Annotated in this window: 12 protein-coding genes; 9 read left to right on the top strand and 3 right to left on the bottom strand. The window is 69.4% G+C overall.

Features of this window, described 5'->3' with window-relative positions; translation table 11 throughout:
- The first annotated feature begins 35 nt into the window (after positions 1 to 35).
- Both oxc and frc read left to right on the top strand, forming a co-directional pair.
- On the top strand, positions 36 to 1,787 hold the full coding sequence (gene oxc, locus ABZ479_RS16225; RefSeq protein WP_499610687.1) for an oxalyl-CoA decarboxylase: 1,752 nt from the start codon (positions 36 to 38) through the stop codon (positions 1,785 to 1,787).
- A gap of 90 nt (positions 1,788 to 1,877) precedes the next feature.
- Positions 1,878 to 3,134, top strand: a complete 1,257-nt coding sequence (gene frc, locus ABZ479_RS16230) for a formyl-CoA transferase (RefSeq protein WP_500462203.1) — start codon at positions 1,878 to 1,880, stop codon at positions 3,132 to 3,134.
- Positions 3,135 to 3,454: 320 nt separating this feature from the next.
- Here the strand turns inward: frc and ABZ479_RS16235 are convergent, their stop codons facing one another.
- Positions 3,455 to 6,640 carry a DNRLRE domain-containing protein gene (locus tag ABZ479_RS16235; protein WP_500462204.1) on the bottom strand — a complete coding sequence of 1,062 codons (3,186 nt, stop codon included), beginning with the start codon at positions 6,638 to 6,640 and terminating at the stop codon, positions 3,455 to 3,457.
- Between the two features lie 567 nt (positions 6,641 to 7,207).
- On the opposite strand from ABZ479_RS16235, the gene ABZ479_RS16240 reads away from it, so the two are divergent.
- Both ABZ479_RS16240 and ABZ479_RS16245 read left to right on the top strand, forming a co-directional pair.
- Positions 7,208 to 15,145 (top strand): polymorphic toxin-type HINT domain-containing protein, encoded by a 7,938-nt coding sequence (locus tag ABZ479_RS16240; protein ID WP_500462205.1) that lies wholly within the window; start codon positions 7,208 to 7,210, stop codon positions 15,143 to 15,145.
- Positions 15,146 to 15,236: 91 nt separating this feature from the next.
- Positions 15,237 to 15,791, top strand: a complete 555-nt coding sequence (locus ABZ479_RS16245) for an Imm1 family immunity protein (protein ID WP_500462206.1) — start codon at positions 15,237 to 15,239, stop codon at positions 15,789 to 15,791.
- Positions 15,792 to 16,144: 353 nt separating this feature from the next.
- Here ABZ479_RS16245 and ABZ479_RS16250 read toward each other — a convergent pair whose 3' ends face one another.
- Complete coding sequence (locus ABZ479_RS16250; RefSeq protein WP_500462207.1) at positions 16,145 to 16,591, bottom strand: PAS domain S-box protein; 447 nt, start codon at positions 16,589 to 16,591, stop codon at positions 16,145 to 16,147.
- Positions 16,592 to 16,893: 302 nt separating this feature from the next.
- On the opposite strand from ABZ479_RS16250, the gene ABZ479_RS16255 reads away from it, so the two are divergent.
- From ABZ479_RS16255 to ABZ479_RS16265, 3 genes are read left to right on the top strand one after another with little or no spacing between them, the layout of a single operon-like run.
- Complete coding sequence (locus ABZ479_RS16255; RefSeq protein ID WP_500462208.1) at positions 16,894 to 18,093, top strand: cytochrome P450; 1,200 nt, start codon at positions 16,894 to 16,896, stop codon at positions 18,091 to 18,093.
- Between the two features lie 31 nt (positions 18,094 to 18,124).
- Entirely contained in the window at positions 18,125 to 18,331 is a 207-nt protein-coding gene (locus tag ABZ479_RS16260) for a ferredoxin (protein ID WP_500462209.1), read from the top strand.
- Positions 18,328 to 19,482: an NAD(P)/FAD-dependent oxidoreductase gene (locus ABZ479_RS16265; RefSeq protein WP_500462210.1), complete on the top strand. Its 1,155-nt coding sequence runs from the start codon at positions 18,328 to 18,330 to the stop codon at positions 19,480 to 19,482. The genes ABZ479_RS16260 and ABZ479_RS16265 overlap by 4 nt, the downstream gene beginning before the upstream one ends.
- A gap of 124 nt (positions 19,483 to 19,606) precedes the next feature.
- Here the strand turns inward: ABZ479_RS16265 and ABZ479_RS16270 are convergent, their stop codons facing one another.
- The gene (locus ABZ479_RS16270) at positions 19,607 to 20,653 is read right to left on the bottom strand and encodes a hypothetical protein (RefSeq protein WP_500462211.1); all 1,047 of its coding nucleotides are present in this window, start codon (positions 20,651 to 20,653) and stop codon (positions 19,607 to 19,609) included.
- Positions 20,654 to 20,792: 139 nt separating this feature from the next.
- On the opposite strand from ABZ479_RS16270, the gene ABZ479_RS16275 reads away from it, so the two are divergent.
- Together ABZ479_RS16275 and ABZ479_RS16280 are read left to right on the top strand one after the other, a co-directional pair.
- Positions 20,793 to 21,041: a hypothetical protein gene (locus ABZ479_RS16275; protein WP_500462212.1), complete on the top strand. Its 249-nt coding sequence runs from the start codon at positions 20,793 to 20,795 to the stop codon at positions 21,039 to 21,041.
- Positions 21,042 to 21,179: 138 nt separating this feature from the next.
- A complete protein-coding gene (locus ABZ479_RS16280) occupies positions 21,180 to 23,615 on the top strand; it encodes a helicase-associated domain-containing protein (protein WP_500462213.1) in 2,436 nt (811 codons plus the stop codon).
- The last annotated feature ends 54 nt before the right edge of the window (positions 23,616 to 23,669 follow it).

Below are 23,669 nucleotides of genomic sequence, written 5' to 3' on the forward strand. Positions count from 1 at the left end.
CGCACGCATGACTTGCCCAAGGAGGACCTCGGACCATGACCGCCCCCTCACCACTGGAGACCGCGGCGAACGCCGACGCACCGGCCGAGCTCACCGACGGGTACCACCTGGTCGTCGACGCGCTCAAGATGAACGACGTCGACACCATCTACGGGGTGGTCGGCATCCCGATCACGGACCTCGCACGGCTCGCCCAGGCGCAGGGCATCCGCTACGTGGGCTTCCGCCACGAGAGCAACGCCGGACACGCGGCGGCCGCGGCCGGCTACCTCACCAAGAAGGCCGGCATCTGCCTGACGGTGTCGGCCCCGGGCTTCCTCAACGGACTCGTGGCGCTCGCGAACGCGACGACCAACTGCTTCCCGATGGTGCAGATCTCCGGCTCCAGCGAGCGCCACCTCGTCGACCTCAAGCAGGGCGACTACGAGGAGATGGACCAGCTCGCCGCCGCGCAGCCGTTCTGCAAGGCCGCCTACCGCATCAGCCGCGTCGAGGACATCGGCCGCGGCATCGCCCGCGCCCTGCGCACCGCAGTCTCCGGGCGCCCCGGCGGTGTCTACCTCGACATCCCCGCCGCGGTGCTCGGTTCCATCATGGACGCGGAGGAGGGCGCGAAGACGCTGAGCCGTCTCGTCGACCCGGCGCCGCGCCAGCTGCCCGCCCCGGAGGCGGTGGACCGCGCGATCGAGCTGCTGGCCGGCGCGCAGCGGCCGCTGATCGTCCTCGGCAAGGGCGCGGCCTACGCCCAGGCCGACGCGCAGATCCGCGAGTTCGTCGAGTCCACCGGCATCCCCTACGTGCCGATGTCCATGGCGAAGGGCCTGCTGCCCGACGACCACCCGCAGTCCGCGGCGACCGCCCGCTCGCTGGCGCTGAAGAAGGCCGACGTCGTCATGCTGATCGGCGCCCGGCTGAACTGGCTGCTGGGCCACGGCGAGGCGCCGCAGTGGAACCCGGACGCCAAGTTCGTCCAGATCGACATCGAGGCGAAGGAGATGGACAGCAACCAGCCCATCGCCGCCCCGCTCGTCGGGGACATCGAGTCGGTCGTCGAGGCCCTCATCGAGCGGTCGAAGCCGGGCCGGATCGCCGCGCCCACCGCCTGGCGCGAGGAACTGGGCGCCCGCTCGGCCCAGAACGTCGCCAAGATGGCCGAGCGCCTCAAGGCCGACCCGCACCCGATGCAGTTCATGGGCGCCCTGAAGGCCGTACGCGACGTCATCCACCAGAACCCCGAGATCTACCTCGTCAACGAGGGCGCCAACGCGCTGGACATCGCGCGCAACGTGATCGACATGCACGTACCGCGGCACCGCATCGACAGCGGCACCTGGGGCGTCATGGGCATCGGCATGGGCTACGCGATCGCCGCCGCCGTGGAGAGCGGGGCACCGGTCGTGGCCGTCGAGGGCGACAGCGCCTTCGGCTTCAGCGGGATGGAGATCGAGACGATCTGCCGCTACAAGCTGCCGGTCGTCACGGTCATCATGAACAACGGCGGCGTCTACCGCGGTGACGACGTCAACCCCTACGACGACGCCCCGTCGCCGACCACCCTCATGTCCGCGGCGCGCCACGACGTGATGTTCGAGGCGTTCGGCGGCAAGGGCTACCGCGCGACGACCCCCGCCGAGGTCACCGCCGCCCTCACCGAGGCGCTCGCCTCCGGCGGCCCCGCCCTCATCGACTGCGTGATCGACCCGTCGGCGGGCACCGAGAGCGGCCACATCGCGCACCTCAACCCCAAGGGGATCACCGTCGGCAACATCGTGCCGGCCAAGAAGTGACCGCTTCGCCCGGCGGAGCCCCGTACCCCGAAGCAGCGTTCCCCAGCACCGCACACCCGCGCACCGCGAACAGACAAGAAGGAAGCCACCATGAGTGAAAAGCCGCTCGCCGGGATCAAGGTGATCGACTTCACCGGGGTCCAGGCCGGTCCCGCGTGCACCCAGATGCTCGCCTGGTTCGGCGCCGACGTCATCAAGGTCGAGCGTCCCCAGGGCGGCGACGTCACCCGCAACCAGCTCCGTGACGACCCCGACCTCGACGCGCTGTACTTCACGATGCTCAACAGCAACAAGCGTTCGCTGGCGATCAACACCAAGACCGCCGAGGGCAAGGAGGTCATGGAGAAGCTGATCCGCGAGGCCGACGTCCTCGTGGAGAACTTCGCCCCCGGCGCCATGGACCGCATGGGCCTGGGCTGGGACCACATCCACGAGCTCAACCCGCGCCTGATCTTCGGCTCGGTCAAGGGCTTCAACGCCGAGTCGTCCTGGAACGACCTCAAGGTGTACGAGAACGTCGCCCAGGCCGCCGGCGGCGCCGCGTCCACCACCGGCTTCTGGGACGGCCCGCCGACCATCAGCGGATCCGCCCTCGGCGACAGCAACACCGGCATGCACCTGATGATCGGCCTCCTGACGGCGATCATCCACCGCAACGCGACCGGCGTGGGGCAGAAGGTCTCGGTGTCCATGCAGGACGCCGTGCTCAACCTGACCCGCGTCAAGCTCCGCGACCAGCAGCGCCTGGAGAAGGTCGGCTACCTGGAGGAGTACCCGCAGTACCCGAACGGCGAGTTCGGCGACGCGGTGCCCCGCGGCGGCAACGCCGGCGGCGGCGGCCAGCCGGGCTGGATCCTGAAGTGCAAGGGCTGGGAGACCGACCCCAACGCCTACATCTACTTCACGATCCAGGAGCAGAACTGGAAGCGCACCGCGGAGGCCATCGGCCACCCCGAGTGGGTCGAGGACCCGGAGTACACCTCCGCCAAGGCGCGTCAGTCGCACATCTTCGAGATCTTCGGCGAGATCGAGAAGTGGCTGGCCGACAAGACCAAGTACGAGGCCGTCGACATCCTGCGCAAGTGGGAGGTGCCCTGCGCGCCCGTCCTCAGCATGAAGGAGCTCGCCGAGGACCCCGACATGCGCCGCAGCGGCACCATCGTCGAGGTCGAGCAGAAGAACCGCGGCACCTACCTGACGGTCGGCAGCCCCATCAAGTTCTCCAACTTCACGCCCGAGATCAAGGGCGCCCCGCTGCTGGGCGAGCACGGCAGCGAGGTCCTGGCGGACCTCGGGTACGACGGCAACGAGATCGCGGCCCTGCGCGAGAAGCAGATCATCGTCTGACCCGGCCGCCGGCCCGGACAGTCCCACGGGTGCTCCGCGCGATCCGTGCGCGCGGGGCGCCCCGTGCCGCCGTACCAGCGGGCCCCGCGCCCGCGTACGGCGAAGCCCCCGTGTCGTCCCGGCACGGGGGCTTCTTGGTGTGGTGTCGGCCTCCAGGACCCGGGCCGGGTCTCGCGGGCCGACGTCGACGCCGGGGGATACGTGCAGTCGGGCGGATCCCCCGGCACCGTTCCCGTCACGGCGCAGCACACGGCCCCGCCGAGCCGGAGCTCGGCGGGGCCGGGAACCCGTGGGGAACGGGCCGGGTCAGACGGGCCGGATCACCCGAAGACCAGCTTGTCGTTCCAGCCGGAACCGATGACGGTCTTCACCGGTGCGTTGGTGTTGGTGGTGGACGGGTTGTAGATGGCCATGTGGCCGTCCGACGCGAACCGGGCCCAGATGTCCGGGATGCCGTCCTGGTTGATGTCCGGGATGCCGATGGCCGAGTTGACGTTGGCCTCGGTCCAGCTGGTGCCGAACGGGACGTCGCCGTTGAGTGAGTTGTTGGCCAGCATCAGGGAGTTGAGGTCGACACTGCCGGCGACGGAGCCGGGCTTGCCGTGCCGGACGTACATGTTGCCGTTGTCCAGGTTGCGCCAGAGCAGGTCGGGCGTGCCGTCCTTGTTCATGTCGGCCAGGTTGACGATGTCGCGGCGGGCCCAGGCGTCGGGGTTCATCATGGTGGCGGTCCGGAAGGTCGCCCCGCTGTAGCCGGAGAGCACCCAGAAGCTCGTGCCGCTGCGCAGGACGAGGTCGGGCAGCTTGTCGCCGGTGATGTCTCCGATGGCCTTGAGCTGGGTCCAGGTGGACGGCGCGGGCGCGTTCGACGGGAGGCGGATCTTCATCCGCTGGTCGACGTCGAAGGAGCCGTAGCCGTCGCCGGGGTAGAGCCGGAACACGCCGTCGGGGTTGACGGCGAAGAGGTCCGTGGTGCCGTCGCCCGGATAGGCGTCCTGGTAGTGCGCGATGAGTGCGGCCTTGCCGGTCGTCGCGTCGTACCAGTGACCGGCCGGGTTCAGCGTGGGCTTGCCGCCCGCGTCCATGCTGTACGAGGACGTGAGCTGGCCGTACAGCTCGCCGCCCGGCTGGCCCGGATACGTCCGCAGGACCCCGGTGTTGTCGATGACGAGCAGGTCGGCGGTGCCGTCGCCGCCCGTGTCACCCGGCGAGTCGGCGTTGTCCCTCGGCGGGACGTAGGTCGTGTAGTCCGTCCGCACGCTCGCGTTGCCGACGCTGTCGTAGGCGTAGACCTGGAGCGTGTTGGGGCCGGCGTTCGGCGGCTGGAGGTTGGGTACGGTGGCGATGCCGTCGGCGTCGGCGTTGACCGGGACCGCGCCGACCCCGCCCCACGCGTAGGTGAACCTCGCGGCCCCCGGTGATTCGAAGGTGATCGGTCCGGTCTTGCCGAACTTCACCGTCGCCCACGTGGCGCCGTCCGACGTGGCCCTGGGGAACACGTCGCTGGTGACGATGGGCTGCGACGGTCCGCTCGGGTCCACCGTGATGCGGCAGGGCTCGGTGCCCGGCGGGTAGACGGTGGACGTCGCACCCGCCGAGTCCTTGCCCATGGCGTCCCAGGAGAAGGTGGTGTTGGCGGTGATGTCCTTCAGCAGCGGATCGGTGGCCAGGATGGTGTGCGAGGCGGTGCCGCCGGTGGCGGCAATCGTCTTCTCGACACCGGCCGGGACCGTGCCGCCGGTCTTCCAGAACCGGAAGCGGACCTTGCTCATGTTGCTGTCGGGGTCCTTGGCGGTCACCGTCAGGGTGATGTTGGTCTTGCCGACCGTCACGCCCGCACCGGGGCCGGGCGTGCAGGGACCGCCGGGCTTCGAGGAACCGGCGGTGGGCTCGGAGGGGTTGCGGTTGTAGACGGCCTCGATGGTCGCCGAGGTCGCCTTGAACTTGCGCCAGGTCTGGGTGTCCGACTCGCTCGTGGCCCGCATGCCCAGGGTGACGGTCGAATCGCCCCGGTCGGTGGCGTACTGGGCGGCGTCCTTGACGTTGAAGGCCTCGTACTCGTCCGGGCAGGAGCTCGACGACCAGCCGTGCGCGAAGGACTTGCGCTGTATCTCGTCGGACCAGCTCGGCTGTGCGTTCCACGTCGTGCCGGATGAGATCGCGCCGGTGCGCCACAGCTGGAACTCGCGGGTGGTGCAGGACCAGGAGTGGTTGTTGAGGACCTTGAAGGTCGCGCTGGTGATGTCCGCGCCCTTGATGGCCTTGTTCCAGTCCATGCGCCAGAAGGAGCGTGCGGTGCCGCCGGTGTCGTCCTCGTGGCCCACGCGGGCGTCGGAGGTGCCGGAGGAGAAATTGGTGCCGTTGAAGAAGCTGGTGCTGGGGTACGGCTTGTAGGCCACCGTCCACGCGTCCCAGCCCGGGTTCAGCGGCGGGTCGACGAACAGCGGGTACGTGACGCCCTTGCGCGCCGCGAGACCGGAGGCGGCGAAGCCGAGGGCGAGCCTGGCCGTGTGGGTGTTCTCGCCGTCCAGGGTGATCGGCAGCGGTGCGGACTGCGCGCCGGGCTCGATGCCGGTCAGGCCCGACAGCTTCAGCACGTCGGCTGCGGTGGCGACGGACGTGCGGTCCGCGGTGCCCTCGGGCAGCTCGGGGTCACGGCCGCTGGAGTCCCACGCGAACGGCGTCGGGATCGTGCCGACCTCGTTGCCGCCCTTGTCCAGGACCTGGACCCGGCTGGCCCTGCGGTCCTGCCGGAACACGGCCGTGGCGGAGCGCAGGCCGTACGAGACGGTCCTGAGCGCTTCCTGCCGCGCGGCCTCAGGCGTCTTGACGATCAGGACCTGTGCCATGCCGCCCTCCTCGCGGGCGACGAGCAGCAGGTCGACGCCTGGGAGGACCTCGGAGTACAGGGCGCGCGGCCCGTCGAGGACCGGCTCGGGCAGCGCGCCCGGCCAGGTGTACGCGACGGTGTGGCCGTCGAGTTCGACCTCGGCGAGCACTGTCTCACCCGGCGTCTCGGTGCGGGCGAACGAGCGGTCGGCGCGCGTCTTCCCGGCTTCGCCGCTCGCGAAGCGGACGGGAACGGCCGGGTTCGCGGGTGAGATGCCAAGGCCCTTGGGAGCCTTGCTCGTTCGCTTCAGGGTGTTGTCGATCGGGGCCCATTCTCCTTCGGCGTTCTTCGCCCGGGTCGGTGCGGCCGTGATCCGGGTCTTGAAGTGGCCGTCGGGCAGCGCCCATGTCAGCGTGGTGGCGCTGGTCGCCGTGTCGACGCGTACCTGCTTGTGCGTGCGCCGCGCCTGGGCCATCGCGGCGGCCTCGTCGCGCGGGCCGGTGGAGGCGGGGGTGACGTCGGTGGTGCGGCCGCCGGCGACGGTCGGGGCAGTGGCGTCCTGCTGCCACGAGGGCAACAGGGCGGCGGTCAGGGCAGCCAGCATGAGGCCGAGGGTCAGGGACAGCCGCGTGCGCGTGCGCACGAATGGGCTGAGAAAGCGAGGCGGCGCGGTCACGGCGGTCTACTCCCGTGGGAACCAAGCGGATTGAGGACAGCACAGACAGCCCCGGTCGGCAGGCCGCGGGGCAGAAGGCGCGCACACGATCACACATGTGAAGCATTTACGTCCACGGGTGAAGATTTTATGAATCCGTTACCTGGGTGTGGAGCGCACTTGACCGGCTGTTGGCTGAGTCCGGTTCAGGGCTTTTCTGGGGCCGCATTGGTGGTGATCACTGGATTTTCGCCATCCTTCTGATTGGCCGTTACTGAAGCGATCTGATCCGTTACGGCCCGTGTCCCAGATCACTTCCGCGGGCCTTTGCCGCCCCGCGTCGATCTTGCGTATGCGGCGGACATGACAGAAGGTGCACACGCATGCGCCTGAGCCAGGGGTGTGCCTTTCGGTGTTTCCGCACCTCGTCCGTTGTCTGAATTGCCAGGGTGGGAGTCGACGCGTATGCGTGCTTCAGGTCGGCTGTCATGGCTGTGGCGGGGACGCCCAGCCATGACGGAGTCACAACGATGGCGCCGGCGGCGAAGCCGTACGGGGGTCGTACTCCTGTTGTCCTCGACACTGACGATGACCAGCCTGGGCAGTGAGGCGCTCGCCGTTCCCGGACCCGGCATGAACCGCGAGAAGTCGATTGCCGAGGTCGACCTCCCGGATCTGCCGGAGGCCACCGAGGTCGAGGGCGACGAACTTGCCGACAAGACCCTGACCCTCGCGCCCGAGAACCCGGTCACGTCGTACACCCCCACCGCCACCGCGCCGTGGACCTCCGGGACCCGTCCGGTCACGCTCGACGCGACCAGCGAACCCGGTACCACCAAGCCGGTCGAGGACCTGCCCGTCGCCATCGGCGTCCCCGAGGGCGGCGACGCCGCCGCCCTCGCCGGTGAATGGACCGTGGGCGTCGCCCCGCAGACGACCTCGCAGACCGCGGGCGTGTCCGGCATCATCATGAAGCTCACCCCGCCGGCAACCGTCGATCCGGCCGCCGAAGTGGCGGTCAGCATCGACACCGCGGGCTTCGCCGACCTGTACGGACCGCAGGCCGTCGAGCGCTTCGGCCTGATGCTGCTGCCCGAGTGCGTCTACTCCGACCCGAATGCGGGCGACTGCGCCGAGGGCGGCGGCGCGAGCACGATGTCCCTCTCCGACGGGGACAAGAACGTCAAGAACGGCAAGAAGAACTTCCAGCGCCTGCGCAGCACGGTGACGACCGTGGCCGCCGAGGACGCGCCGACCAAGGCCAAGACGGCGAAGTACGTCCCCACCCACAAGATACTCAGCGGCACCGTCCCGGTCTCCAGCCTCGTCGACGAGGACTCCGTCCCCTCCGGGGCGACCAAGGCCTCCTACCGGGAGGGCGTCCAGCCCGCGGTCTCCGCAGGCGGCGGCGCCGCCATCGGCGGCCTGGACACCGGCTCGTCGGCGACCGGTGACTTCACGGCCTCGCCGCTGCTGTCCTCCGGCTCCTGGTCGTCGGGCTCCTCCTCCGGCGCCTTCACCTACTCGTACGACATCCAGGTCCCGGAGACCGCAGGCGGCCTGATGCCGAAGGTCAACCTGGCGTACTCCTCGCAGTCCGTCGACGGCCGCACGTCCTCGACGAACAACCAGGCCTCCTGGATCGGCGACGGCTGGGACTACAACGCGGGGTCCATCACCCGCACGTACGCCAACTGCCGCCAGGACTCCAAGAAGGCCGGCTCCAACAACGCCACCCACCGCACCGCCGACCTGTGCTGGGGTTCGGAGAACGCCACCCTCTCCCTCGGCGGCATGACCACCGAGCTGGTCTGGGACAAGACCAAGGGCAAGTGGTTCACGGCCAACGGCGACGGCTCCACCATCCGGCTGGTCAAGGGCGAGGCCACCGGAAACGGCGCCAGGGAAGGCGAGTACTGGGTCGTCACCACCAAGGACGGCACGAAGTACCACTTCGGCAAGAACAAGCTCCCCGGCTGGTCCGACCACGGCACCGCCGCCGACGACCCGACCACCGACTCGGTGCTCACGGTCCCGGTCTACGGCAACCACGCGGACGAGGACTGCTACAAGGGCCCGACGACCACCGACTGGACGAACTCCTGGTGCACGCAGGGCTGGCGCTGGGGCCTCGACTACATCGAGGACGTCCACGGCAACGCCATGTCGCTGTGGTGGAAGAAGGACGCCCCGAACCACTACGCCCGCAACTTCAACTTCAAGGCCCCGGTCCCCTACGACCGCGACGGCTGGCTCGACCACATCGACTACGGCCAGCGCAGCAACACCATCTTCACGGCGGAGGCACCGGCCCGGGTCGGCTTCAAGGTGGAGGAGCGCTGCTACACCGTCGACGACGTCACCTGCTCCAACGACAACTTCATCTCCAAGGACCCTCGGAACTACCGGCCCTGGTTCGACACCCCGGTCGACCTGCGCTGCGATGAGGGCAAGAAGTGCTGGAACGCCGGTCCGTCCTTCTGGACCCGCAAGCGCCTCGACAAGATCACGACCTCGGCCCAGCGGCGCACCGACACCGTCGCCCGCCAGGTCGTCGACGAGTACCAGCTGAAGCAGAGCTTCGCCAGGCTGGTGACCGGCCCGAACACGGCCCTGTGGCTGGAGTCCGTCCAGCGCACCGGCTACGCCCGCAAGGGCACCACCGACGCGAGCGTGAAGCTCAACACGGTGCGGTTCGAGCCCAACGCCGAGGACATGCCGAACCGTGTCAAGGAGGTCCACCCCACGCGCCCCGGCTTCTCCCGGCTGCGCATCGGCCGTGTCGTCAACGAGTACGGCGGCGAGACCATCGTCACGTACAAGCCGATCGAGGGCGACTGCGCCACCGGCGACCTTCCCGTGCTCGACCAGCGGCCCGGCGAGGACAGGGCCACGGCCATGGCCCGGCTGCAGGCCCAGCTCAAGGTGAACGACCGGCTCTGCTTCCCGTCGTTCTGGAACCCCGACCCCGAGGTCGAGGACATCGACTGGTTCCACAAGTACGTCGTGGACACCGTCGAGGAACTGCCCAACATCGACGGCAACTTCACCACCAGGACGGAGTACCGGTACAAGAACCCGGCCTGGAAGCTCGCCGAGGCCGAGTTCACCAAGAAGTCCCAGCGCACCTATTCGCAGTTCGCGGGCGTCGAGCAGACCACGGTCCTGACGGGCCCGGTCGTCGAGGACACCCCGGACACCGCCGACCAGCGCTCCAAGTCCGTCACCCGGTTCTTCCGGGGCCTCGGCGGCAGTGTGTCCGTCAAGGACATCACCGGCGCCGAGATCGCCAAGGACGAGGAGCCGTTCGCCGGCCGGATCGCCGAGGAGATCACGTACACCGACTCCACCAAGGCCGACTCCGAATGGCTGTCCCGCTCGGTCACCAAGCCCGAGGCCACCGAACTCGGCAAGCGCGACCGCGACGACGGCCTGACCCCGCTGCGGGCCTGGCGGGTCACGGAGCCCGAGGAGATCGCGTACACCAGGTCGTCCGGCACCAACACCGAGGACCCACGCACCCTGCGCACGGTCAAGACGGCCACGACGTACGACTCCACCTACGGGCTGCCGACCCTGGTCGAGTCCCTGGGCGACACCGCCGCCAACAAGACCGGTGACGAGTCGTGCACCAAGTTGGAGTACCTGCACCGGACCGACAAGAACCTCATCGGTCTGTCCAAGCAGGTCCTGGTCTCACCGACGACCTGCGAGAACGCCGACTGGTCGGACCTGTCGACGCTCAGCGGCGGCCAGCGCACCGCGTACGACGGCACGTCCTACGGCACGGAGCCCGGTGCCACCACCCGTGGGCTGGCCACCGAGTCGTGGACGCTCAACGGCGCTGGCACCGGCTTCCAGACCACCGGCAGGACGGAGTTCGACGACGTCGGACGCGTGGTCAAGCAGACTCCGGCGGATCAGCTGACCCAGCAGACCCCGAAGTCCGCCACGATCGCCTACGAGTCCATGGGGCCGGCCACCGGCCAGGTCTTCAAGATCACCACGACCAATGTCCTCGGGCACAGCCAGATCCAGGAACTGGAGCCGGGCCGCTCGGTCACCGTCAAGACGACCGACGCCAACCTCCAGGTCAGCGAGGCCGTGTACGACCCCCTGGGCCGGCTCGCCGAGGCCTGGGCGCCGGGCCGCACCCCCAGCTCCGGCGTGGCGGACTTCCGTGCGGTCTACACGGTTCCGGCGGAGGAGACCGACCCCACCGACCCGAAGATCAAGATCCGCAAGCCTCCGTACGTCACCACGTACGCGCGTGGCTACGAGGACCGGATCGAGAAGTCCGTCACCCTCTACGACGGCCTCGGCCGTGAGCGGCAGACGCAGGAGGAGGCCGACAACGGCGCCGGCTGGCTGATCACCGACACCCTGTACAACCCCTCCGGCGAGGTCTACCAGACCAACAACGCCTACCTGACGCAGGAGGCGAAGCCCGGCGAGCTCTTCAGCCCGCTCGCCGACACGGCCGTCCCCAACATCACGCGCTACACCTACGACGGCCTCGGCCGCGTTCTGAAGGAGACGCCGTACCTCAAGTGGGTCGACCCGAACACCAAGGAGTCCTTCTCCAAGGCGTACGAGGACCGGGCCGTCCGCTACGAGTACGGCGAGGACTGGTCAAAGGTCATCCAGCCGCAGGGCGACTCGACCTACCGGGTCTGGACCGACGCGCTCGGCCGCACCGTCCGGACGGACACCATCAACCCGGAGGCTCCGGGCGGGTTCACGTCGACTGACTACGAGTACGACGCTCGCGGCCAGGTCAAGACGGCGACCGCCTCGGCGGACGAGTCGCACCCGTGGTCGTGGACGTACAACCACAGCGGCCAGGTGGAGACGGCGACCGACCCCGACTCGGGGACGACCCGTACGACGTACGACGCCTTCGGCCGGCCTCAGACGACCACGAACGACCGCGGTGTCAAGGTCTGGAACAGCTACGACGAGCTGTCGCGGCCCAAGCAGCAGCGTCTCAACGACGCCGCCGGCACCCTGCTCTCGGAGTTCACGTACGACTCCGCCACGGGCGGCAAGGGCATGCCCGCCACCGCCACCCGGTACACCGACGGCCTCGCGTACACGCAGACGGTCAACGGCTACACGCAGGACTACCAGCCGACCTCGACCACGCTGTCCCTGCCGCAGTCCATCGTCGACACCTGGGGCCTGAAGAAGGAATACAGGTACGACTACACGTACAACGACAACGGCATGCTGGACGAGTCCACCGTCCCGGCGGTGGGCAACTTCGATGCGGAGAAGCTGGTCGTCCGCTACAACAAGGACGGCAATCCGCTCTCGATCTCCGGCAAGGACTGGTACGGCTCCGAGACCGCCTACGACGCCTACGGCCAGGTGCTCCGCTCCACGCTCGGCGCCCAGCCGTACCGTGTGTGGACGCAGAACGCCTACGACGAGGGCAGCGGCGAGCTCACCGAGCAGTCGGTCTACCGCGAGAAGACGGACGACAAGAACGTCGTCGGCGACAACCTGGTGTCCAACCGGGCGTACACCTACGACCCGGCCGGCAACGTCACCTCGATCCAGGAGAAGTCCGACGGGATCGCGGAGCGCCAGTGCTTCGTCTACGACCCGATGGGCCAGCTGAAGTCGGCCTGGACCGCCAAGGACCAGGCGGCCTGCGTCAACCCGAGGAACCCCGACGGCTCGCTCAACAAGAACGCGGACGGCACGCTCCCGGTCGCCGCGGGCGCGGACGCCTCCGGCTACTGGCAGGAGTACGAGTACGACCTGCTCGGCAACCGCACCGAACTGACCGAGAACGACCTCACCGGCGACACCGCCAAGAACGCCGTCACCAGCTACGCGTACGGCAAGAACGCCGCCAAGGACCAGCCGCACACGCTGACCAAGGTGTCGAAGACGTACAAGACCCCGGCGGGTGCGCAGGTCACGGCCGAGGCCACGCGACTGTACGAGCTGACCGGTGAGACCAAGACCGTCACCTCGATCCAGAACGGCGACAAGCAGGAGCTGACCTGGACCTACGACGGTCAGGTCGACCGGATCACCGGCCAGGGCAGCGGCGGCAAGACCCCGTACGTGGGCCTGGGGCAGAAGTGCCTCGACCTCAAGGGCGGGATTCCGTCGGCCAACCAGGTGATCCAGCTCTACTCGTGCAACCTGTCGGGCGCGCAGAACTTCAAGTTCACCCCCACGCCGGGGCAGACCAACTCCAACCGGGGCACCCTCTCGACGCAGGACACCTGGTGCCTGCAGCCCACCGCGGCGTCGATCGGGGCGGCGCTCCAGATCCGCAAGTGCGACGGTTCCGCCGCGCAGGATCTGCAGCGCAACGCCGTCGGGCAGCTCATGCTGGCCGGCACCCCCAGCTTGTGCCTCGCGGTCCAGGGCGCCGTCAACGCCAACTCCACCCCGGTCGTGCTGGCGACCTGTGACGGCTCCTCCGCGGCGCAACTGTGGGAGCCGCAGAACGACACCCGTCACATCTACGGCCCCGACGGTTCCCGCTTGCTCACCATCCAGGGCAAGCAGGCCACGCTGCACCTGGGCGACGCGGAGGTCACCGTCCAGAAGGGCGGCGTCCTGGTCAAGACCGAGCGCACCTACGGCGTCCCCGGTGGTTCCGTCGTGCGCTACGCCTACGGCACCGGCGCGGACGTCCTGGTGGCCCAGACCACGGACCACCAGGGCAGCGCGTACACCGAGGTCGGTCTCTACGGCTCCATGCCGGTGCGCGTCCGCAAGCAGGACCCGTTCGGCAACGAACGCGGCACCGCCAATGCGGGCCGGCAGAGCCACAGGGGCTTCCTGGGCCAGACCCGGGACGACTCCTCCGGCTACCAGCCGCTCGGTGTCCGTCTCTACGACCCGGTGGTCGGACGCTTCCTGTCCGTCGACCCGCTGCTCGACCTGAACGACCCGCTGCAGTCCAACGGGTACGGGTACGCGCAGAACAACCCGGTCACGTACTCCGACCCGACCGGTGAGTCGATCGTCCTGACCGCTTCGGAGAAGGCCGCGGCCCTTGCCGGCGCGGGTCTGTCCGCGGCGCAGGTCGCGCAAGCACAGTCCATGCAGGGCAAGTCCCTCACCTCCGTCATCCTGGCGGTCGCGTGGGAGACGCTGAAGGACTTCATCGGCATCAACGACGCCATAGCCTGCTTCGGCGGCGACATGTGGTCCTGCGTCAGCATCGCGGTCGACGCCATCCCGTGGGCCAAGCTCGGCAAGATCCCGGCCGTGATCAAGGCGGTCAACCGCACCATCGACGCCATCAAGGCGTTCAAGGTCGCCAAGCGGGCCGCCGAGGCGGTGCTCAAGGCGGCCAAGGCAGCCGAGTCGGCCGCGCTCAGGGCCAAGAAGCTGGCCATCGAGAGAGCGAAGAAGGAAGCCGCGCAAAGGGCCAAGAAGAAGGCGGCCGAGGCAGCCAAGAGAAGAGCCGATGTAGCGGCTGCCGCGAAGCGGAAGACGGGTAACCCCGTCCAGAAGCAGTCCCAGGCCAAGGCCGCACCCAAGTCCTCCTCGCACTCCGGTGGGGGCAAGGGCGGCGGTGGCGGCGGAGGCGGCGGCAAGTCCGGCGGCTCCTCGCGCAGCCACGGAGGCAGCAGCGGCGGCTCGGGCTCCGGCAAGGCCGGGGAGGGCGGTTCCTGCCCGGTCGGCAACAGCTTCGTCCCCGGTACGAAGGTTCTGATGGCCGACGGCTCGATCATGCCGATCGAGCAGGTCAAGCCAGGTGACAAGGTCAAGGTGACCGACCCGAGGACGGGCGAGACCCGGGTCGAGACGGTCAGTGCCGCGATCAAGGGCGAGGGCCTCAAGCACCTGGTCAGGCTGACGATCGACGTCGACGGCAAGGCGGGTTCGAGGACGGCCCAGGTCACCGCGACCGACGGGCACCCCTTCTGGGTGGCGGAGCTCGGCAAGTGGGTCGACGCCACCGACCTGAAGTCCGGTCAGTGGCTGCAGACCAGCGCGGGCACGTACGTCCAGATCGCGGCGGTCAAGCGTTGGACCAGTCAGGGCGCCACGGTCCACAACCTGACCGTCTCCGATGTCCATACGTACTATGTCGTGTCAGCGAGTGTGTCTGTACTCGTTCACAACTGCGGCGTTGGAGACATCGAAGCCGGCCTGCCGGTGCGTGGTGATCACGATCCGACGGTGGGTCAGGTAGTGAGCATCGCCGAAGACGGCACGGCTACGCCGGTCGGTCACAGGATGAGAAGCGGTGGTGGAAATCTCGCTGATATGATCGACGGGTTTCTCCAGGGCGCTGCTGAAGACTATCCGCGATCCGGGCCGTTCGATGCTGCCACGCACGTGGAAACGAAGATCGCCTGGTATATGGATCTGAAGGGCGTGACATCGTTGGACATCGTGATCAACCATCGCGGCGGACCGTGTTCGGGTCCGTACTCGTGTCAAACCGCAGTTCCGCTCATTCTGCCGCAAGGCTATGAGTTGAGGGTCCACTACCGTGGTGCAGATGGCGCAATGACGATGTTCCCGCTGAGGGGACGCCGCTGAGGAATCGACGCAAGAAGGTCGGGGGCTCGTCCGCGAGGGCGGCCCCCGACTCCTTTTGCTACTGTGTGTAAATCCCTGAAGGGAGAGGGTTTTGGCAATTCTTAGCGTTCACTTCGATGGCGAGTGGCACCATGGCACGAATATGGACGAAGCTGCGCGCCTTGTTGCCAGAGTGTTTGACGGCGAAGAATTGGGGGGCGGTGTCGAGGAGACCGGTTCCGTCGGAGTGAATGTGTGGTTTTGTTTGTCGGAGCAGCCTCACACCGATACAAATCCAGTGGCGGATAATCATCTGCGGGTTGCGATCAACGCTTCGACCGGGTTTGGGGCTCTTGTGTGGGGGCTGACGATGCGAAGCCCCAGAAAGGGTGGGATATATGATTCGGTGTGGATCTCTGACAACCCGGAACCTCCGAACTTTGACCCCGTGTTGGTCTCGGATCCTGGTTATCCACTATTCCATGACCGTAGTAGTGCCCTGCCGATCCGCCTGGTGCGTGAGGCGGTAGAAGAGTTCTGCCGGGTTGGCACAGGTGATCGGCCGGAGTGCGTCGAATGGGTCGCTGGGCACTTCAACGGCCAGCGCGTCGACCGCGATTCCATTGTCGATACCGTTGATGGTTTCGATGATGACTGCCCGTTCTGACCGCACCTGCGGAGGGAAGGGACGAGGAGGCGGACTCGCCCCTCCTCCTTGACTGCAGCGGTTTTCGGGTGGGAGACATCCGCATGCGTCGCAGGATTCCATGAGGGATTGCCGCCTCTCATCTCGCCATCGCGAACGGCGTCTTGGCGATGCGCGGTCCCAGGCCGGACGGGGTGGGGCCGTCCGGTGGCACCTGCGGGCGAGCAGGCGCGGATACGGTTCGCCGCGCACCTCTTGCGCTACCGGCCCGTGCAGCGCAGCACTCGGATCGCCGGACTCGCCTTCAGGAGCACGGTCGGACCTACCCGCACTGTCTTCTCCGGGCCAGGAGTTTCGCCCTGTAGGGGTGGAGGTCAGCTGGGCGTTCTGGCGGCGGCCTTGGCGGCCGCCAGTTGCTGGTAGAGCTCCTTCTCGTGGGCGCGCCGTTCGGTGACGTCGCGGATGACCGCGCCGACGTAACCCGGGCGCCCCTCGGCGTCGTTCAGCAGCACCACGCTGAACTCGATCGACAGCTTCCGGCCGCCGGCGCCCACGGCGGGGACGGCCAGCAGGTCGTCGTCCCCGTACTTGGTGGTGCCGCTCGCCATGGACTTGTCGAAGCCGTCCCAGTGCCGCTGCCGGTGCCGTTCCGGGATGATCACGTCCAGGCTGCGGCCGTCGACCTCGGCGGCGGAGAACCCGAAGATCCGCTCGGCGCCGTGGTTCCAGTAACGGATGAGCCCTTCACGATCGATGATGACCACGCCGTCGGGTGCCTGCGCCGTCATGCCGAGCACTACCTCGGGGTCCAGATGCTCCATGTCGCCTCCGGTGTCGAGCCGTTGGACTGATCGTATGCAGGATACTGTCGCCCCTCCCTCTCCGGCATCGGGTGCAGCCTCCGAATTCACTTGTCGCGTCAAGCAAATTTGTGTTTGAATGACTCCGGATCCCGGCAAATGGGGCCTGGGGCATGCCGGTTCGGCGTGCGGCTTCCCTCGCCGGGCCGAAAGCCATGGGCCCCACATCCACGACCCGTTCGGCCACGTGTCCCAGCGTGCGACCGCGGCCGGGGGACGTGGGCGCCCGCATACGTCCGGTCTGCACCTCCTTGGAGCTCGACATGCCTGAAAAACTGACGCGTGGGTTCGCCGTCACGGACCGTGATGCCCGGTGTCCGTTCGACCCCTCCGAGCGGCTCGCGGAGATGGCGCGGCGTGAAGGGCCCACCCGGCTCCGGATGGTCGAGCGGGAGTACGGCGAGGTCGACGTGCTGATGTTCTCGCGTTATGCCGACGTCCGGGCGCTGTACAACGAGCCGCGTCTCGACCACAGCTTCATCCCCACGCCGGACGGAGCCATGGACAGCGCGCTGCCCGGTTTCTTCCCGCGCTACCACGGTGCGGACCACGCCCGTCTGCGCCGCATGGTGGCCGGCTCCTTCACGCCCAAGCGGGTCGAGCAGCTGCGGCCCAGGATCGAGGCCATCGTCTCGGAACTGCTGGACGAGGTGGAGGAAGCCGGCCCCGGCGTCGACCTGTTCGAGGCCTACGCCCTCCCGCTGCCCTCCATCGTGATCGGCGAGATACTCGGCATCCCCGGCTCCGAGCACCGGGACTTCAACCGGCTGTGCGCGGGCATCGTCGACTTCTCGCTGCCGCCGGAGGAGGCCTTCAAGAACTTCATGCGCCTGAACGACTACGTCGGCGACCTGGTGGCGCAGAACCACCGGAATCCGACCGACGGCCTGATCGGCGCCCTGGTGGCCCAGCGCCACGGTGAGGTCACCGACGAGGAGATCGTCGGCATGGTCAGCGCACTGGTTCTCGCGGGGCACGAGACGTCCGCGGCGACGATCGCGCTCAGTGCCCTGGCGCTGATGCAGCAGCCCGAGCAGCTCGCCGTCCTGCTCGACGACGCCCACTCCACGGCCGACGCCGCCGAGGAACTGCTCCGCTACATGAGCGTCTCGGGCGGCTTCCCCCGCATGTCGACCGAGGACGTCACCATCGGCGACCACGTCGTGAAGGCGGGCGAGTGGGTCCTGGCCTCACCGCTCAACGCCAACCGCGATCCGGAGGTGGTCTCCGGGGACCCGAACACCCTCGACCTGACCCGGGAACCGATCCAGATCATGACCTTCGGTTCCGGGATCCACCAGTGCCCGGGACAGCACCTGGCCCGAGCGGAACTTCAGGTGGCGTTGGCCCCCCTCTTCCGCAGGTTCCCCGGGCTGCGGCTCGCGGTTCCCGCCGAGGAGCTCTCCTTCCACCGCTTCGGCCCGAACGTCTACGCCCTGGACGCCCTGCCTGTCGCCTGGTGAGTCCTCGGTACGCATTCTCGAAGGATGATTCATGATCATTACCGTGGAAGAGGACAAGTGCGTCGCCGGCGGCCAGTGCGTCGTGGCCGCACCTGAGGTCTTCGACCAGCGGGACGACGACGGGGTCGTGGTCCTGCTTCAGGAAAGACCTCCCGCGCAGGAGTTCGAGCGGGTGCGGACGGCGGCGACGATCTGCCCCGCCGCCGCCATCCGGCTGGCGGAGCGACTGCACCCGTGACCGCCGACGTGCTGGTGATCGGCGCGTCGGTCGGCGGGCTGACGACCGTGGAGGCGCTGCGCAGCAGAGGCTTCCGCGGCACGGTCCAGGTCGTGGGGGCGGAGACCCACCTCCCCTACGACCGGCCGCCGCTCTCCAAGAAGGTCCTCTCGGGGGCCTGGGGAGAGGAACAGGTACGCCTGCGCGACCGACGGGAACTGGACCGGCTGGACGCCGAATTCCTGCTGGGCCGCCGAGCCGTGCGCCTGGACGTCGGGGCGCACACCGTCGTCCTGGAGGACGGCCGCGAGCTGGACTACGGCCGGCTCGTCATCGCGACCGGCCTGACACCGCGTGCCTTGCCGGGCACCGGCGCGCTGCGGGGTACGTGGGTCCTGCGGACCCTGGAGGACTCCGCCGGGCTGCGCGCGCAGTTGCTCGAGGCCCGCGATGCGGCGGTCATCGGGGCGGGAGTGCTGGGGTGCGAGGTCGCCGCGACTGCCCGGGAGATGGGCTTGAACGTCACCTTGGTCGACCCGAACCCGGCTCCGATGTGGCGACAGACAGGTGCGGCCGTCGGCCGGGAGCTGTCCCGGCTGCACGCCGAGCGCGGTGTACGGCTGCTGATGGACACCCGCGTCAACGGGCTGCTCGACGACCACGGACGGGTCGCCGGCGTGACTACGGAGGGCGGCGGGACGGTTCCCGCCGATGCGGTGGTGGTGACCATCGGCTCCCTTCCCGCGACCGCCTGGCTCGTCGGCAGCGGCCTCGTCCTGGACGACGGCATCGTCTGCGACGAACGCGGTCGCGCCGCGGCCGACGTCCACGCCGTCGGGGACGTGGCCCGCTGGTCGGACGGGCGGAACGGCGTCGGCACCCGCCTGGAGAACCGGGCCAATGCCGTGCAGCAGGCCGTGTTCGTCGCGGGGGACATCACCGGCGGCCAGGACGCCTACCGGTCCGTCCCGTACTTCTGGACGGACCAGTACGACGTCAGGATCCAGGTCTTCGGCACGTTGCCCGATGACGCGGAGATGCGGCTGATCGAGGGCACCGTGGAATCCCGGAAGTTCGTCATGCTGGCGGAGAAGGACGGGCGCGCCGTCGGCGTGGTCGGCTGGAACAGCGCCAAGGCGGTCATGGCGGCCAAGAACGCCCATCTGAGCTGACGTCGTGAACCGGCCGTGCGGCGGTGCGCCGGTCGTTCCGGCGGCGGCGGCGGCCGCGTCGCGCCGGGGGAGCGCCGGGTTCGCCCCGTCGTCCCCCGGCGCGACGCGCCCGCCGCCTCAGTGATCAGGCCCCGACGAAACGACGCTTGTACGCGCCGTAGACGCGCGGCAGCAGGAGACCGGGCTCCGCGTTGATCACCTCGGGAATGACGGGGATCGCGGAACCGACCATCGTCTCGGGGTGGTAGGTCCGGTCCTCCGCCGGATCCGGGCGCATCTCCATCACCAGACTGGGCTTGCCCTCGACCTTGACGCGCCACCCTGAGGTGATCGGGACGCCCGGGATGTCGTCGGACACGGCCCAGCGCACCTGCACGGTGATCCGGATCTGGTCGGGGTCGACCGGGACACCCGCGTAGGTGAGCGTGACCACGGCCACGGTGCCCTCGGCGATGAGCCCTGCCGCGATCTCGATGTCGCGGTGCGCGGGCGTGAGCTCCGTGCTCATCTCGACGGTCTTCAGTTCCATGTCCAGGGAGTGCGCCACATTGTGGGTCAACTGGACGAAGAGGTGGTCGAGTTGCTGCTTGAGGGCTGTGCCCTCGTGCCAGTCCTCCAGCTTCGCGCCGAAGTTGACCGCGGTGAAGACGATCTCCGGCCCGTCGTCGGCCACGGAGTAGGTCTCGCGGATGTGGAGGGACTCCACGTCCGCGCACAGGCCCGTGATGGTCGGGGCCAGCCGCGAGGCGATGAAGTTGGGGTTGAGGCCGGCGCCGGTGAAGGTCGAACCGCCTTCGCGGCACGCCTCCTCGAACTTCTCCGCGTAACCGGGTATCGCGGACGGCATCGAGTGCTGGCCCGTCACGGAGATGACGTTCTTGCCCGACCGGAGGAGGTCGGCGATGTCCTGGTCGTTGGCGTCCATCTCGTCCGGGCGCAGCCGGGTGCAGAAGAGGACGACGTCCGCGTCCGTGCGGAGCAGTTCCTCGCGGTCGGTGGTCGCGAGGACGCCGATCGGCTCGATGCCCGCGATGACGCCGGCGTCGACGCCGTCCTTCGCGGGACTCCAGACCTTGCAGCCGACCAGTTCGAGATCACGATGGCGAGCCACGGCGCGGATGAGGGCCTGCCCGTTGTCGCCGGCACCCCACTGGATGACCTTATACGTCAATTTTTCTCCCATGGTAGGCAGTGCTCGAACGTCCCGGGTGAAGGGGATGTCGCAGCACTGGGGAACGCCAAAGTGAGGTCAACTCCGGACTTCCCGGCGGGTCGTTGACTAGTCAAGCATATCGGGTGTCGGGCGTCCCGTGCTGGAAGCGGCAGGCGGGGCGCTTGCGAAACCGGACCGGGAAACCACGTGGCGCGGAGCGCCCGATCGCAGAAAGCGGGACTGGCCGCAGGGCCCCGTCGCGATCCCGGAGCTCCACGAGACGTTCACCGTCGACGCCTCCGCGGTCCCGGCGAACGGCACCCGGAAGCTGCGGGTCAGGGACAACACCCCGGGCAACTTCCATGTCCTCCCCGGCTACCTCGACACCTGGAACCTGGGCTTCTGACCCACCCTTTTGGGGGGCGCGGCTCCACGACACGGCCCGGCGCCGTACCGCAGGGCCGCACCCTCTCGTCCACCCGCCGGGCCTGGGATCGCTCCGGGCGCCACAGGGGCCGACTCGCTGTGTTCTAGGCTCGGCAGGGTGCATGTGCGTACCGCCCTGGAGAACTGGCTCGCGGGACTCTCCGTCGAGCGCCTGACCGTCCTGTTGGAAGAGCGCGAACTGCCGCGTGCCGCCGGCTACACGCCGCTCACCACGCTCCGGCAGCTCGCGGAGCACCTCCTCACCGACGACTCCGTGGACCGGGCCGTCGCCGCGGGGACGGGAGGCGACGCGCAGCTGCTGGCGTGCGTGGCGGCCCGGGCGCTGGAGACGTACGGGCCGGTGCCCGCGGCCGAGCAGCAGACGTACACCTGGCGCCCCGCGCCACCGCCGGTGGACCCCTACACCCGGCTCGTGCCCGAGGCGGAGGTGCTTGACTGGCTCGAACAGGGCGGCACGCCGCGCGAGTCGATCGTTCGAGCGCTGGAACGGCTGCGGGACCGGGCGCTGCTGCTCCCCGCGCCGCGCGGCCAGTTGGCGCTGCCGTCGATCCTGCACGCGTCGGCGGCCCGCATGGACGGCTACGGCAGGCCGGCCGACCTGCTGTTCACACAGGCCTACAACGCGCCGGAGATCAAACGGATCGCCGCCGCCCTCGGTATCGAGCACCGCACCCGCGCGGACGCGCAGACGGCGATCGGCGCCGTGCTCCAGGACACCGGCCGGGTCAGGGAACTGGTGGCCACTGCCCCGGCGGCGTCCCACGAGCTGCTCGAGCACATGCTGCAGGGACCGCCGCTGCTGCGTACGCACTGCTTCGTCTCCCGGTCCGGCGGCTACGGCGGGCCGGACCGCAAGTACACGTTCCGGGAGGGGGGCAGCGGCGACGAGGGCACCGACTGGCTCGCGGAACACGGCATGGTCGTGCCGGTCGGCACGGATCTGGTGGAACTGCCGTACGAGGTGGGCCACGCACTGCGCGGCGAGCAGCCCGCCCCCGCGCCGAGCCTGGACCCGGAACCGCTGACCTCCGTCGCGCCGCTGCCCCGCGACTGGGCGGACCGGGGCGCGGCGGCGGCAGGGGCCGCCGCATGGCGCGCGGAACTGGTGATGCGCGAACTCGCCGCGCATCCGGTCGCGGTGCGCAAGGCGGGGGGCATCGCGGTGCGCGACACCAGGAGGCTTGCCAAAGCGGCCGGGACGAGCGAGGAACACACCCGCTTGTGGCTCGACCTGGCGGTGAACGCGGGGCTTGCCGCTCCTCAGGCCGAGGAGGAGAAACCCGCCGCTCGCGGCCGGGGGCGCCGGCGACCCGCCGCTCCGCCGCGGCCGGCCCGGCTGCTGCCGAGCGAGCGCTACGACGCGTGGGCCGCGGCCACCCCCGCCGGGAAGCTGCTGCCGCTGGCAGCGGCCTGGGCCGTCGTCCCGCTGGTGTTCACCTACTGGCCGGACGACGACGAGACCCCGGTCGCCCTGGTCAGCCCTCAGGACCCGTACGCGGTGCCACTGCGGCACGGCGTACTGAAGGCGCTGGCCACCCTGCCGGACGGGTCAGGGCTGACCGCCGGGGACGACGGGCACGGCGAACTCCTCGAAGGGGCCGTCTGGTTCCGGCCGGCGCTGATGGCGCCCTACGACGACGAGGACCTGGAAGGGTGGCTCGAGGCCACGCTGGCCGAGGCGGAGCTGCTCGGCCTGGTGGCCCACGGCGCGCTCACCGACGTCGGCCGGGCGGTCGCCGGCCTCCTGGACGCCGGGGCCGCCCGCCACTACCCGGCCGTTCCCGGCGCGGACGCCGACCCGGCGGCCGAGGGCACCGACCGGCTGGGGGAGGGCCTGGCCGAACGCCCGGCCCTTGCCAAGGCGGTGGCCGCGCTGCGCGAAGCCCTGCGCTCGACGCTGCCCGCACCCAGCACCACGGCCCGGTTCCAGGCCGACTCCACGGCGACAGTCACCGGCACCCCGGCGCCCGAGCTGGCGGCACTGCTGTCCGCGGTCGGCGACATCGAGTCCGAGGGGCACGCCGTGGTCTGGCGCATCACGCCCGCCTCGCTGCGCCGCGCCTTCGACGCGGGATGGGACGCCGACGGGATCCTCGGGCGCCTGACCGCCGTGGCACACCAGGGAACCGGGCTGCCGCAGCCGCTGACGTACACGGTCAAGGACGTCGCCCGGAGCCACGGGCGGCTGCGCGTGGTGCGCTCGGCGTGCTGCATCCGCTCCGAGGACACGGCCCTGGTCGAGGAGGTCGCCCGGGCGCGGGGTCTGGCCGGACTGGGGCTGCGGAAGATCGCGCCGACGGTGCTGATCTCCACGGCGGCGCCGGACGAGACGCTCGCCGCCCTGCGCGCCGCCGGCTACGCCCCGGCCCTGGAGGCGGAGACCGGCACGACCGTGCTGGAACGCGTACCGGAGGAGCGGTCGCGGCCGATGGTGCCCACGCTCGACCAGGCACATCCGCAGTACGGCGAGCCGGTGCGCGGAGTCCCGTCCTCGGCACGGGAGATGGCGGCGTTGCTGACGGCGGGGCGCTGAGCCTGGGGCGGCCGCCGGTCCCGGGGTGGCGGGGCCCGCAAGGTTCACCCGTCC

The sequence above is a fragment of the Streptomyces sp. NPDC005722 genome, from assembly GCF_040630935.1.
Taxonomy (GTDB): Bacteria; Actinomycetota; Actinomycetes; order Streptomycetales; family Streptomycetaceae; genus Actinacidiphila.

Excerpts from the sequence above, each read along its gene's own strand:
- frc (WP_500462203.1), top strand. The coding sequence starts at position 1,878 with ATGAGTGAAAAGCCGCTCGCCGGGATCAAGGTGATCGACTTCACCGGG.
- ABZ479_RS16260 (WP_500462209.1), top strand. The coding sequence starts at position 18,125 with ATGATCATTACCGTGGAAGAGGACAAGTGCGTCGCCGGCGGCCAGTGC.
- ABZ479_RS16255 (WP_500462208.1), top strand. The coding sequence starts at position 16,894 with ATGCCTGAAAAACTGACGCGTGGGTTCGCCGTCACGGACCGTGATGCC.
- ABZ479_RS16250 (WP_500462207.1), bottom strand. The coding sequence starts at position 16,591 with ATGGAGCATCTGGACCCCGAGGTAGTGCTCGGCATGACGGCGCAGGCA.
- ABZ479_RS16240 (WP_500462205.1), top strand. The coding sequence starts at position 7,208 with ATGACCAGCCTGGGCAGTGAGGCGCTCGCCGTTCCCGGACCCGGCATG.
- oxc (WP_499610687.1), top strand. The coding sequence starts at position 36 with ATGACCGCCCCCTCACCACTGGAGACCGCGGCGAACGCCGACGCACCG.